This is a genomic window from Methanobrevibacter sp. (genome assembly GCF_017539065.1).
Classification (GTDB): Archaea; Methanobacteriota; Methanobacteria; order Methanobacteriales; family Methanobacteriaceae; genus Methanocatella.
In genome coordinates, this window is the sequence record NZ_JAFYHP010000027.1 from 1 (window position 1) to 13120 (window position 13120).

The 13120-nt window shown below is 30.4% G+C and carries 12 protein-coding genes; 7 read left to right on the forward strand and 5 right to left on the reverse strand.

The annotated features are described in order from the left end of the window. Nucleotides 1-90: 90 nt before the first annotated feature. Together IKS50_RS07145 and IKS50_RS07150 are read right to left on the reverse strand one after the other, a co-directional pair. The gene (locus IKS50_RS07145; RefSeq protein ID WP_292847595.1) at nt 91-558 is read right to left on the reverse strand and encodes a hypothetical protein; all 468 of its coding nucleotides are present in this window, start codon (nt 556-558) and stop codon (nt 91-93) included. A gap of 26 nt (nt 559-584) precedes the next feature. Beyond that, complete coding sequence (locus IKS50_RS07150; protein ID WP_292847598.1) at nt 585-1736, reverse strand: TMEM175 family protein; 1152 nt, start codon at nt 1734-1736, stop codon at nt 585-587. A 231-nt stretch (nt 1737-1967) separates the two neighbouring features. On the opposite strand from IKS50_RS07150, the gene IKS50_RS07155 reads away from it, so the two are divergent. Next, the gene (locus IKS50_RS07155; protein WP_292847601.1) at nt 1968-2621 is read left to right on the forward strand and encodes a site-2 protease family protein; all 654 of its coding nucleotides are present in this window, start codon (nt 1968-1970) and stop codon (nt 2619-2621) included. 50 nt (nt 2622-2671) lie between these two features. On the opposite strand, the gene IKS50_RS07160 is transcribed toward IKS50_RS07155, so the two are convergent. Together IKS50_RS07160 and IKS50_RS07165 are read right to left on the reverse strand one after the other, a co-directional pair. Then, nucleotides 2672-3448: a DUF389 domain-containing protein gene (locus IKS50_RS07160; RefSeq protein ID WP_292847604.1), complete on the reverse strand. Its 777-nt coding sequence runs from the start codon at nt 3446-3448 to the stop codon at nt 2672-2674. A gap of 145 nt (nt 3449-3593) precedes the next feature. Next, the gene (locus IKS50_RS07165) at nt 3594-3773 is read right to left on the reverse strand and encodes a hypothetical protein (RefSeq protein WP_292847607.1); all 180 of its coding nucleotides are present in this window, start codon (nt 3771-3773) and stop codon (nt 3594-3596) included. Nucleotides 3774-3916: 143 nt separating this feature from the next. Here IKS50_RS07165 and IKS50_RS07170 point away from each other — a divergent pair, with 143 nt between their 5' ends. Next, complete coding sequence (locus IKS50_RS07170; protein WP_292847610.1) at nt 3917-4621, forward strand: ion transporter; 705 nt, start codon at nt 3917-3919, stop codon at nt 4619-4621. A gap of 452 nt (nt 4622-5073) precedes the next feature. Here the strand turns inward: IKS50_RS07170 and IKS50_RS07175 are convergent, their stop codons facing one another. Next, entirely contained in the window at nt 5074-5271 is a 198-nt protein-coding gene (locus IKS50_RS07175; protein WP_292847614.1) for a hypothetical protein, read from the reverse strand. A gap of 811 nt (nt 5272-6082) precedes the next feature. On the opposite strand from IKS50_RS07175, the gene IKS50_RS07180 reads away from it, so the two are divergent. From IKS50_RS07180 to IKS50_RS07200, 5 genes are all read left to right on the forward strand, one after another. Next, complete coding sequence (locus IKS50_RS07180; RefSeq protein ID WP_292847617.1) at nt 6083-6526, forward strand: hypothetical protein; 444 nt, start codon at nt 6083-6085, stop codon at nt 6524-6526. Nucleotides 6527-6543: 17 nt separating this feature from the next. After that, nucleotides 6544-6783: a hypothetical protein gene (locus IKS50_RS07185; RefSeq protein WP_292847620.1), complete on the forward strand. Its 240-nt coding sequence runs from the start codon at nt 6544-6546 to the stop codon at nt 6781-6783. Nucleotides 6784-6799: 16 nt separating this feature from the next. Beyond that, a complete protein-coding gene (locus tag IKS50_RS07190) occupies nt 6800-7090 on the forward strand; it encodes a hypothetical protein (protein WP_292847623.1) in 291 nt (96 codons plus the stop codon). A 237-nt stretch (nt 7091-7327) separates the two neighbouring features. Next, nucleotides 7328-11941, forward strand: coding sequence for a chitobiase/beta-hexosaminidase C-terminal domain-containing protein (locus IKS50_RS07195; RefSeq protein WP_292847626.1), 4614 nt, complete (start codon nt 7328-7330; stop codon nt 11939-11941). Between the two features lie 227 nt (nt 11942-12168). Beyond that, nucleotides 12169-13116 carry a tetratricopeptide repeat protein gene (locus tag IKS50_RS07200; protein WP_292847629.1) on the forward strand — a complete coding sequence of 316 codons (948 nt, stop codon included), beginning with the start codon at nt 12169-12171 and terminating at the stop codon, nt 13114-13116. Nucleotides 13117-13120: the final 4 nt, after the last annotated feature.

Consider the following 13120-nt stretch of genomic DNA (forward strand, 5'->3'; position numbering starts at 1 on the left):
AATTGATTTAAATATGTTAAATGCAACATCTAATATGATGATAAGGAAATCTCCAATGAAAATTGGAGAAATCTTACACAATCATCCTTATTATACGACATCGGCTAAAGGTTTTATGTTATTATTCTCATTGAATTTCATTAACTCATCAAAACATTTTTGCCAATCATCTTCAATTCCATTTTCAATATAAGTATAAAAGATATACTTATCCCCATTTACTTCCGCTACTTCCAAAATTCCATGATCTAAAGTAACAGTTCCATTTTTCACATAAGACATGGCAGCACCAAATGTCCCATGACTATTATATGTAACGTTATAAGTATTATTGTCTCCAGGAGTTATGCGGTAATCAGTATCGTTTTGCAGATAACTTTCTTGAATAATTTCATCGTCATAATCCCAGATACATAAATGCATACCGTTTTCTTCATTCACAGAATGATACTCGTTGATTACATCAAAACCATCATTAATTTTAAAATCATTTGCAGCACTGACTGCACCGATGATAAAAAAACTAAATAACAAGACACATATCACTTTTTTATACATTTTTTCACCATAATTTAATTTTATTTTTATATGAGATTGAGCAAGTTTATTTTTTTATACATAAATATCCATGTTATAATAATTGATAATAGGCAGGAGATCATTATTATTGGAGGCCAGTAATAGTAACCGATAACCATGAAAACTGCTGTAAATATGATGTTTATAACAAAATTATTATAATTTTGGAACGCTGCTTGTAAAAATTTGTTGGATGTATCTATTTTTTTCATTTCGTATGTAACAAGAATAGAACATAAATTAATAATCACGAAATCTATTCCATACAAACATTGCGGTACAAAATCATAGAAATTCATGGCAACAAAGGTTGTTAAATATGGAATTAATGATAAAAAGAATAATCCTGAGGCTATTGACCAAATAGATTTGTAATTGATCTTATTGACAATGCTGAATAAATTATAAGTGAAGTTCCATACATTAAAACAAACGATAAAACTAATTGCATAAGCTATAAATTCAAGTTCTAATTCTAATAGGCCGTTTAGACTACCGTTTACTGCAATTGGAATTTCAAGCACTATAATTGTTATAATAATTGCTATGATTGCATCAATCAATGCTTCAAATCTTTCAGTATCCTCCAGCTCTTTTCCTTGTTTTCTATTATTAATTATACTTAAGAGTATAGAAATTAAACTCGCTATATAGATTCCTGGAGTAAATATTGTGTAAGAAAAAATGAAACCAACTAGGATAATGAGTATAGGAATAATGAAATAACTTTTTTTAATGTTTAATTCTTTTAATTTCTCACTGGATTTATTGGCTCCAAAGACTACGACTACTGATATAATATGCGAAATATTGGTAAAAATCATAATTAATCCGAAAATTGTTTCAGCAGCTAAAGAATAGAAGTTCAATGAAAGCCATGATGCAAAATACGGAAATAGTGAAAATAAAAAAATTGAAATCCCATATGCGATTAGAGATTTGTTATTGATGGATTCAATATGTTGGAATAAATTCTGATTACTGTACCAAATATTGATAATTGCTAAAAATACTATGAAATAAGTTGATAAATTCAGTGAATTTGAAAAAAAAGCCCCCCATGTCGGACTTAACGGTTGAGGAATCTTTAACACTAGAATTGTTATAACAATTGCCAAAACAGCATCATAAAAAGTTTCAAACCTATTAGTATTCATATTTATAAATATTGTTTTATGGTATAAATAAATGTTATTTTTCTAAACAATCTTCATAATCGTTCAATAATTTTGTAAGGCCCTCAGATTATTTAATTATTTAAACAAAAATGCTTAAATATTAGTTAAAATAAATTATTCATAAGTTTTTGTTAAAAGATTTAATATTAACTTTAAAAGATGAGTAAACTAAAATAATTTTTTAATAATGAATTTTAGGAAGCTAATATTATGATTACATTTACAAGAAATGAAATGAGGGATTTGGCTATTGCATTTATCGTGATTTCAATTGCTTTTGCAATATCAAATGTCGGGCTGAATGTTCATGGATTCATTTCAATTTTGCCGATTGTTATGGTTGGTGCTGGAATAGGCTGTTTATTGCATGAGCTCGGACAAAAATATGTGGCAATGAAATATGGTTATCAGGCTGAATTTAAGGCATGGCCTTTAGGATTGGTAATCGCGCTTGCTACAGCATTTATCGGTTGGGTATTTGCAGCACCCGGATCAACCCAGGTATATGCAGATAATGTGAGTGATGAGATGAATGGAAAAATTTCCATTGCCGGACCGATGGCCAATATGGCGCTCGCATTAATATTTATAGCAATTGCTAGTTTAGCATATCCTTTAAAAGATCATTCAATGACTTTAACATTAATATATCTGATTTGTACTGTTGGATTTTCCGTCAATAGCTTTTTGGCCACTTTTAACTTATTGCCTCTTTACACTTTAGATGGAATAAAAGTTTTAAAATGGAACATTAAATATTGGATTATTATATTTGCCATTGCTGTAATCATGCTCCTAACATCCATATCAATAGGTGCTGAGAATATGGTTAAATTAATCATATCAATGTCATTTATTAAATAACTTTTTTTACTTTTAGATTATTGCCAAACCTTATTACATCATGGGTTTGTTCAATGCATCATGAGATAAACGGCAGCTATACTAGGCAATATTATGATGATTGTATTGACAAACATTCTGAAACGACGGGTTTTCCATTCTTTTGGTGTCAAATCTCTCATTTTTGGAATTTTCAAAACACTCAAAACAATGCCCGCAGACATGAAAATGAAATAGCTATTGATGATGAACAGGTATCCTGCCCCAAGGAGCATGTCCCATCTTCCGTTTGCAATGGAATATCCGCAGGTACATAGCGGCGGCATCAATGCAGTTGCAATTGCAACACCCGGAATAACAGTGTTCGCCTTGTCCTCTCGAGTCTGTCCGATGATTCCTGCAAGTCCTCCGAAAAATGCTATGAGCACATCAAAGAATGTCGGTCCTGTTCTTGCCAATAATTCAGCTGTCGGTTCCTTAACAGGAGATAAAAGAAAATAGATTGCTGCTGCAGTAACACTGATTAAAATCTGCATTCCAAAACCTACAGTATGCTTTCGAAGAAGTGAATAATCAGAAGCCACCCCCGCATATGCTGAAGCAAGAATGCTTCCCATCAAAGGTGAAACCAGCATTGCACCGATAATCACTGCAGTTGAGCCTACATTGAGACCGACTGATGCAATTACCATTGCACATACCAGCACACACATATTTGTGCCCGTGATTTTTCCGCCATCCAGAAGGCGTGAACGGATCTCCTCATTTGATGCGGAATCCTCTGATAATGAAAATATCCTTTTAATTTCATCTTTTAATGTTTCTTTTTGATTATCCTGCTCACTCATTTTCCCATTCCATCATATCTCATTACGCATAGCATATAATATGCCATCCTATAAATTTTTAAAATAAAACATAAATATTCAAATATTATAAATTAAAGTAGAAAAATTTTTAGAAATAATTTAACTTCTAAAAATTTCCCAAAAATTAATGTCCTTTAATATAAAGAACAATTCCTGCAATAATAGCAATTAAACCTAAAAGGGACACTAAATCAAAAGCAAATCCCATCAATTTAAAGCCTAACTTTAAAAAGAAAGGTCCTATTGCGAGGAATAATAATATCAAACCTACAAGTATAGCAATTATTCCACCCATTCCTCTCATTGTTTCACCTCCATTTAATATCTTACCAATTAAAATTATGGATATAATCTTATATATACACTACATTTTATAAAAAAAATATTTTTTTAATTGGTTCAAATAACGAACAATTTTAAATAGTGTTATATGTCAAATATCTTTTCATGGGAGAAAATAAAAAACAATTAGTATATCTGGCGCTTATATTTCTAACTGTTCTAGATGTGTTATTAATGGCATATGTACTAGTTCATCCAAGTTATTTGGCATTAAGGTATAATGTTTTTGCCTTTGATTTAATTGTGTGTGTCCTGCTTTGGATAGAATTCATTTATAGCTATTTGCATGCCAGTAATAAAAAAGAGTACTTAAAACATAATTCAATAAGTATTTTAGGAATGCTTCCGATTGATTTTATATTTTTCAGAGCATTGCGATTAATAAAACTAATTCAATTAATTAAATTATTTGCTTTAGCTCGCGAAACCGAAGGAAAAATTTCCAAATTTTTAAAACAAACTTATCTGGATAAAATAATTGTTGCCATGATTATTTTTGTTTTTTCCATAACCGTTTTGATTAACATTGTTGATTCCAATGTCAATGATATTTTAACCGCTTTGTGGTATACAATTGTTTCTATGACCAGCACTGGTTATGGGGATGTTATTCCAGCTACTAATTTAGGAAAGCTTATTGGAATGTTTGCAATGGTCGGTGGAATTCTAATTTTTGCTTCAATTACAGCAGTAATATCTTCACTCTACATGTCTAGAATTAGTAAGGATAACCAGGATGAGTTAAAGTCAAAAATTGATGAGTTAAATTCCGAAATCGAAAAATTAAATAAAAAGATTGATGATCTTTGAATATTAACCAAAACAGCTGACTATTTCTAATGGTCATTCTTATTAAGTCTGAAAGTTAGAGCCAATATAAGAGTAATAAAAGAAGTAATTCCCATAATAACCCTCCAATAATATTTAACTAATATTTATTATATTTTTTATTATAAAATAATTAATAAAATTTATGGGGACAGGAAAATAATTGATGAATGAAAAATATTTAATTATCAGGAGTTCTAAAAAAAAGTAATGTAGAGAGGCAAAAGTAATACAACTATCACATGAGTTTTCATAAAATTACCTCAATTATTTTAATTAATACTATTTTACTTTTTTAAATTATATATAAATAGCTATCTTACCATTCACCATATCATTATAAAAAAAATATAAAAGTAATAATAAATTATTACTTGCCAATGAAAAATAGTTTCTTTTGAAGAGTTATATACGCGAGATTTATTTTTTGAAGTCTATTCTTCGTCCCCCATTTCGTCAAGTTCTTTCTGCAAGTCAACTATTTGCATTTCCTTGTAGAATCTTTCGAACTTGCCTGCTTCAATGAGATAGGCTAAAACTTCAAGGGCATCCCTATATGTATAATTGGACTCTTTGATAATTTGCTTTTTGTCTTCATCCATGTAGGATGATGTATTATTTATATTGGCCATAGCTATTACAACCTGTATATAATAATTAATATAACATTTTATTATTTCAATTATATGAAATTAATCACACCAACATTGCCTGTTTTAATCACACTCTAAGCAAGTGAATCATTGAACTTGCGGAGTGAAATTGAATATTTTTTCTGCGTCTGAAGGCCACGGGCATCACAATGAAATTTATCAGACAATATACCACACCCCATCGCACAGGCCACATCACAAGAAACCTGTCAAACGGCAGGTTTGTAGTCACACCAAAAAATTAAAGATACTATAAAACTCATCTGCAGACTAACAAAAAATGAAACAATATCCCAGATTCCAGTTTTCTCCTCGGGCTGAAAGCTAAAAACCCTGACAGCAAGCTTAAAACCCAGAGGGTTGCAGATAAAGTTAGCAAAAAAAATAAGCCCTCGGCAATCTGACTGGCCATAACACAACACAAAGCCAAACAGGCATTCCTGTAGGTACTGCAAAAATCAAAGCCATCAGTAAACTCATCTGTAAAGTAATGAAAAATGCTACAGGATTCAAACTTTCATAATAAATAACTTATATCTTTCAGGATAAAAATCTTTTTAAAACAACAATGTTTTATGTTTCCAATTAGTTTTGGATTATGGTTTACTTTTTGGCTTTTCAAATGTTTTTCATATAATTTTATTTCAAGTATTCCTATTAAGTTTTTTGAATAATTTGTCTTCAGTTTTGCAATGGAATTTTTTTCATAAATATATGATTGGATATTTTATATACAATAACAAATTATTTAAATGACTAATTGTATATTTAATATACAGAGGTGTTTATTATGTTAGATGAAATCTTAGGCGATTACCCTCAAATAAAAGTAATTGATTATTTATTAATGAATCCATTTGCCGAATTATCCAAACTGCAGATTGCAGTTGGGGCAGAAATCTCCAGAATCACATTAAACAAATTCATTGATGATTTAACAGTAAAACAAATAGTGATCAGAAATTCAAATTCAAAATATCACCTAAATTTACAATCACCGACTGTAATATGCTTAAACAGGTTTCTTGATGAATTAAATAAGATTGCAATTGAAGAAGCAATGAACTATGCAGATGAGCCTTATGATGAGCTAAGTGATGGGGAATTGGATGAGATTTTTGATGAAAACAGTCCAGATGTAGATTTAATGCAAATAGAAAATGAAATTCTAACACATGAAGGCTATGGAATCTACATCGAAGAGGTAAATGAAAACTATGTACTACTAGTATGATTATGGAGGGTTTTAGCATGAACGAAAATATTCAAGTAAATAAAAATATGATAATTGATCCTGATTCCGAACTGATTTATGCATCATCAGTAGGTGTCGGAGCAGACGATGAGGAAGTAAGACTAATACTATTCAATAAACGTTTAATCTCAGACGGCGATAATATTGAAATCCTTAATGAATCAGACACCCAAATAATATTAAACAGGAGTGCAGCATTCAAATTAAAAGAATTACTAGATCAGCACTTAAAATAAAATTTAGGTGGTTTAAATGGGTCTGGACGAAGAACAGGAAGCAGAAGTCCGAGCAGATATCCTATATTTTTTATATAGAAACAATTACTGGCAAAAAAGACACACTCCAAAAACCAATATCTGCAACAAACTATCACAACATCCCTGCAAAGAAATCAACAGAGGATTAAAAAAATTATATAAAGATGGACTGATTAGATATAAGAAAACAAATCACGGTGATGATGTTTTTCTAAACATCCATGAAAAATCAAAAATCGAAAAAGAAATCCAACATAAACTGGACCAATTATACAATTGGAAATAAAAAAAAGTAAAATAGCATTTTAAGCTATTTTACTATAATTTTACTTGTAGTGCTTTTTGCAGTGTAAAAATTGTCCCCTGCAAATTTTGTGGTTGCTTTGAATGTTCTTTTATTTGTTATATTATTTTTAAAGAATTTGTGACATTTTTTGTCAATGTTTATCTAAATTCATATCCTTAACTTTTTTATATTTCATCTGATAAACTATAATTTATAATATTCAAGGAGCAGTTGATTTTGAATAAGGCTGATAAATTTATAATAGTTTTAATACTTATCATTTTTTGTGCGTCAATTTCTCAAGTATCTGCAATAAATGTTGATGGAAATGGAACTTATAACATTTCACAAAGTGACATAAACCAAATCAATTCAACTGACAGTATAGACGAGATAATTCTTGAAAATTCGAATAATGAAATATTAGAAAATAGTTATCCTACAGTCAATTACCATGGAGGCTATTATAACCAATCCAATCTGACACTTGAGCTAAATATTAACAATGCAAACTCAATCACTTATAGCTGGGATAACACCACATGGCTTGAGTCAAACCACTCTCTTTCATTTATTTTACCAAACGGAATATATGATTTATATTATCATAGTGATGAATTAATTTCTCATGAGCATTATGTCATTGACTGTGTAGCACCTTCACTTTCAAGCAACTATCAATCAGACTTATACTACACATCCATATTGGTGAACTTATCTGCAACAGACAATCTGGACAGCAATCCCAAAATATACTACACCATTGATGGGTCTGATCCTTTAGAAAACGGCATCTTATTTGAGGATTTGATTAATGTTTCACGAACTACAAGTTTAAAATTTTATGCCGAAGACTTTGGAGGGCTGAAAAGTCCAGTTGTTTGTCGAAACTACATATTCGCCCGTGTGGGAAACATAAACTCCGGAAAAGGATTTAGAACAATACAATCAGCCATTGACGACAACGATACAGTAAATGGGGATGTTATCTATGTTGGTCCTGGCATATTTTACGGACCTATATACCTGACAAAATCAGTATCATTGATTGGAAGGGGAAGCCCAACAATCACGGTAAAAGACAATTATCCAACCATCAATTATCCCGGAGGCTACTATAACCAGTCCAATTTAACCATTGAATTAACAATACTGGAAGATGAATACATATGGTACAGTTGGGACAATAACCATTGGATACAGTCATTTGACAGTCTTAATTTCACATTACGTAATGGTGTTTATGACCTGTACTATGAATATGGAAGCGGAATAACACATCAGCATTATCTAATCGACAATAAAGCTCCTTTAGTGTGGTGTAATTATTATTCGGATTTATACTCTGATTCTATTTCAGTAAACCTGTCTTGTTGGGACAATTTGGATAATGATTCAAAAATTTATTATACAATTGACGGATCTAATCCACTGACTAATGGAATTTTATACTCAAATCCTATTAATGTCAGTTCAACTACTTGCCTAAAGTTTTATGCAGAGGATTTCGCAGGCCTTAAAAGCGATGTCATTACTTGCAATTACATTTTTGATAATGTTGCCAACATCAATTCCGGTAAAGGATTCAATACAATACAATCAGCAATCAGTGATGCGGATACTCATGATGGGGACACAATAAAAGTAAAAGAAGGATTATATCAAGAACACATTACCGTTAATAAATATTTGAACTTGATTGGTTACAATGCAACTCTAAAAGGTTCATCATCCAGTAATCCGGTTATTGGAATTACAAATCCAGGAAGCAACAGTCTAGTGTATGGCTTTAAGATAGTTAATTCAACTTTCGGTGTTGTAGTTTTAAATGCATCCAATGTTTCAATAATTGGGAATACTTTTTTAAATCTTTACAGTTCAATTGAAACCGATGGTGATGTGAATTCATTAATTGCATACAATACAATCGACTGCGACCATTATATTGGAGGTATGTCCGGATGCACGATTAGAAAGTCCGATAATTTAACAATGTTTAATAATACTATCTTTTTAAACTCAAATGATAATTCTGCAGGAGTTATCATTACAGACGCTACTTCTGATAATATTTCAATAACAAACAATAAGCTGTCTAGTAAAAATTCTTTAAAAGGTTTTGGATTGTATGTTACATGCTCAAATATTCATATTGAAGAAAATACTATCTCCAATTTTAGTGCTGCTTTATTTATCGTTTCATCCAATTCATTAATCTATAATAATTATTTAAACGATAATGGTTGCGGTGCATATTTACTTGTTTCAATAAATAATACTTATAAATCAAATAATATTTTCAATAATATTTATGGAGTTTATCTGCATCCTTCTCTTTCATCTTCTGGTGATTCATTTTATCTGAATCGTTTATGTGATAATTTATATTATGATTTCTGCTCACAGGCAACATGTCCTTATGTTATTGATGATAATTGGTGGGGTGACAATACTCCAATGATTTCAACTGACCAGCATGTGCTTGCAAATGTATTTAACTCTACTGGAAACCTAATCATGAATTCATGGATAGTCATGAATCTTTTTTCCGCATCATATACCATTGATGATAACAGTTTTGTTCAAAGAGCACAATTCTATCTGGACATGACCTACAATAATCTGGGTCATGACTTATCATATGAGGGTTATCTTCCAGATGGTTTGGAAACATTGATTTATTGCTTTAATAATAATGCAAATTACAAATATAATCTCAGTTACTTAAAACAGGGAAAGGCATTTGTTGATTTTCAGTTAAGTGATTTATTCAGCAGCTGGAATAACATCTATGTTGTTTCACATTTCGATTATGGAAACATTACCCGCACATTCAATAAGAAAGCCACAATTGACATTACTTTATTCTCATCAGCCGAAGATGTTGATAGTGAATGCTTTGTAAACTACACTGCTTCTCTTGATTTTGTAAATGACACTTCTTGGATTACAGTCAGCTGGACTGAAACAGGTTTGTATTCAGGTGTTATTAATCTGATTGTTGATGGGGAGATTATAGAATCATTCAATATCACTAACTTGTTTTATCAGACTTTTAAGGATGATTATCGAAGTGAAGTTTTTGAGGCAATTAAATTCTTCAACAATGTTTTTGCCAGCATGAAACAAGGAGTGTGGCAACCTAATTATTATTATTTAAGTTTTGCCGAAATGGCCAACATTGATTATACTGATTATGAGTTAGTTTATTACACATTCTTGAATTATCTTCGATTGTTTTATAATTTGACTGATAGTGAAATTAGTTTTGTTAACTCTCATAAAAATCTTTTCATTGACATTGTAGAGATAGTGGTTGATTTTCATGGTGATGTAACGCCGGACATTAATTTTGATTTTGAAGGGGAACATAAGGTTTTATCTACACCGTCCAGTTATGCTCATCGCATAAGTAACATTTATTATACTAATATTGAGGATGAAAATAATGTCAGTATTGGTTATGAGGGTATGAGAAGCTTTGCTGTTGTGAAAGGAAATGTAAGTGATGATATCTTAAGATACTGGTTAAACCAAAAAGAAAATTATGAACCTGGTTTGATGAAAGCCGCTTATGGTACTTTTTTAACTTCCCTTCTGGTGATTTATGAAAATGACCGTGTGGCCGATGAGGCGGCTGAGAAGTATAATGTGACATGGAGTCGTATCAGTCCTGTTTGTGTTTCACTGTGCAATGACTATAATTGCCTGTACATTACTGGTGAATCGGATCATGGAATGGGTCGGGAAGCAACTGGTAATGATAGTGGTGTTTGGAAGTTTAATTTTGCTACAAGTTTCAGTTTCAGTCTTGTTGAGCAGTTAGTTGGCAATAATGTCTGGAACACGACGGTTATTGGTAGTGTGACACTTGGTTTGATTGAAACTTATATTAATAATGGGACTTTGGAGATATTTACCAGTAATGGTTATACTTTTATTAAGCGTGAAGGGGATAACAGTACTTTATTGTTTTTAGATTTGGAAACGGGTATTGTTCGTGATATTTTCAGTTATTATGGATTGCTTGGAACAATGCCCTGTTATCATGACAACATTACGGAAAATGCTTGGAACTATGGAAATAATACATTAGATAAATCAAGTGATGACTTTAAAGATTTGTTAAATATCACTAATTTTTCAATTAATATGGGAATTATTATTGGTTTAGTTTCAGGGGAATCATTAGTCATTGGTGAAGGGGCAGGATTAGTAATTACTGGAACTGGTATAGGCATATTCGGGATTGCTTTAGTCCCTATTGCATTTGAATTGTTACGTCCGGATATTGCAAATTTATTTGAAATATATGGTTTATATGATTTATCAGAATATTACTACAATAATAATGTTTTAGATATGCTTTTTGATACATTATATTATAAATTTTTTGGAGAAAATAGCAAAATTCCATTAGAACAAAGAATGGTATTATTTTCATATTTTACATTTAATTTTTTAAATCATCCTGAATTTATTTCATTTTCAATTGCTAATCCGAATTCTGATTTAAATAAATTAATTAATTTTGTTACTTCATTCTCTAAAAAACATTATGATTATACACGTCAACCGAATTTAAATGATGTTTACAGCAAGATAAAAAATACACCATCTCCTGATCCAAAGTCTCCATGGGAGATGCTTGCTGAACATGTAAGAGATTCAGCACAAGATTTAATTGAATGTATTAAAAATGGTGATGTTAAAGGTTTTTTCCATAATTCAATAGTGATAACATTTGGAGCATTCTGTGTTCTAGCTTATGTAGTTAATAGTTTAGGTGATGAAATTTCAGAAGCTTTTATAGAAATTTATGAAAAAATTATAATGGATTATCTGCCTTAAGAGGATTTGATGGTTTTATGAAGTTTAGGGATTTTAGTTTAAAAAATAAAAGAGAATATCATAAAGCGCAGAATTTTTTAGAGAGGGGGAATTATTATGGGGCTTTAGATATCTTTAATGGTTTATTAGAAAAAAATTATCATGTATTTTATGTTTTATCGAATCTAATAACTATTCATAAAGAATTGAATTCATTAGACATTCTTTTGGATAAAATTAATGATTTAATGAATGATAAACAATATAATCAGGACGAACTGTTAATACAAAAGGGATATGTATTATATCTTCAAAGGGATTATGATAATGCTCTTGAATGTCTTGATGAAGTTTTAAATAATGACCCTGATAATCTGTGGGCATTCTTCTACAAACTCAAAGTTTTAAAAGATATGGATCTTTGCACGGATTTTAATTCATTATTTATAAGAATAAAAGAATCTAATCCGGATTATTATTTATCATTATCAATAGGGGAGTTCTTTTTAGAATTAGAAATGTTTGACGAATCTTTATTCTGTTTTGATTTGAGTTTAAAAAAGAATTCTAAAACTTATAATGCTTGGGTGTATAAAGGATTGTGCTTAAAAGAAATGGGAAGATATGATGAAGCATTAAAATCATTAGATGCTAGTTTAAAACTAAGCCCATATGACCCTATTTCATGGAATTGTAAAGGTTTGGTTTATAATTCGATTGAAGACTGGGATAATGCAATCAGGTGTTTTGATAAATGTTTAATGTTAGATTCAAATTATATTTCTGCTATTGTAAATAAAGCAACATCATATTATAAAAAAGGAAAAACAGATGAATCCATTGATTGTTGCGAGTTGGCATTGAGTATGGATTGTGAAAATTATCAGATATGGGATAATTATGCTACTTTTTTAGCGGCTGAAAATCGTTTTGAAGAATCTCTAAAAGCATATGATGAGGCATTAAAATTGAGTCATAATGACTTAAAAGTATTGGAAAATAAATTAATTCTTTTGTATAATATGAAAGATTGGGAAAGTTTATCATGTTTATGTGACAAGATAATAGATATTGACAATACAATTTATTGGGTTTGGGATTACAAAATTCAAGCATTAAAACAATTAAATAAACAGGATGAAATAATATCTGCACAAGAAGAGTTATTAAAAATTTTTCCGGATAAAAAAATTTGATGGT

Bases quoted from the DNA above. Each gene is read 5' to 3' on its own strand.
- IKS50_RS07170 (WP_292847610.1), top strand. From the start codon at position 3,917: ATGGGAGAAAATAAAAAACAATTAGTATATCTGGCGCTTATATTTCTA.
- IKS50_RS07175 (WP_292847614.1), bottom strand. From the start codon at position 5,271: ATGGCCAATATAAATAATACATCATCCTACATGGATGAAGACAAAAAG.
- IKS50_RS07185 (WP_292847620.1), top strand. From the start codon at position 6,544: ATGAACGAAAATATTCAAGTAAATAAAAATATGATAATTGATCCTGAT.
- IKS50_RS07145 (WP_292847595.1), bottom strand. From the start codon at position 558: ATGTATAAAAAAGTGATATGTGTCTTGTTATTTAGTTTTTTTATCATC.
- IKS50_RS07190 (WP_292847623.1), top strand. From the start codon at position 6,800: ATGGGTCTGGACGAAGAACAGGAAGCAGAAGTCCGAGCAGATATCCTA.
- IKS50_RS07200 (WP_292847629.1), top strand. From the start codon at position 12,169: ATGAATGATAAACAATATAATCAGGACGAACTGTTAATACAAAAGGGA.
- IKS50_RS07165 (WP_292847607.1), bottom strand. From the start codon at position 3,773: ATGAGAGGAATGGGTGGAATAATTGCTATACTTGTAGGTTTGATATTA.
- IKS50_RS07155 (WP_292847601.1), top strand. From the start codon at position 1,968: ATGATTACATTTACAAGAAATGAAATGAGGGATTTGGCTATTGCATTT.
- IKS50_RS07150 (WP_292847598.1), bottom strand. From the start codon at position 1,736: ATGAATACTAATAGGTTTGAAACTTTTTATGATGCTGTTTTGGCAATT.
- IKS50_RS07160 (WP_292847604.1), bottom strand. From the start codon at position 3,448: ATGAGTGAGCAGGATAATCAAAAAGAAACATTAAAAGATGAAATTAAA.
- IKS50_RS07180 (WP_292847617.1), top strand. From the start codon at position 6,083: ATGTTAGATGAAATCTTAGGCGATTACCCTCAAATAAAAGTAATTGAT.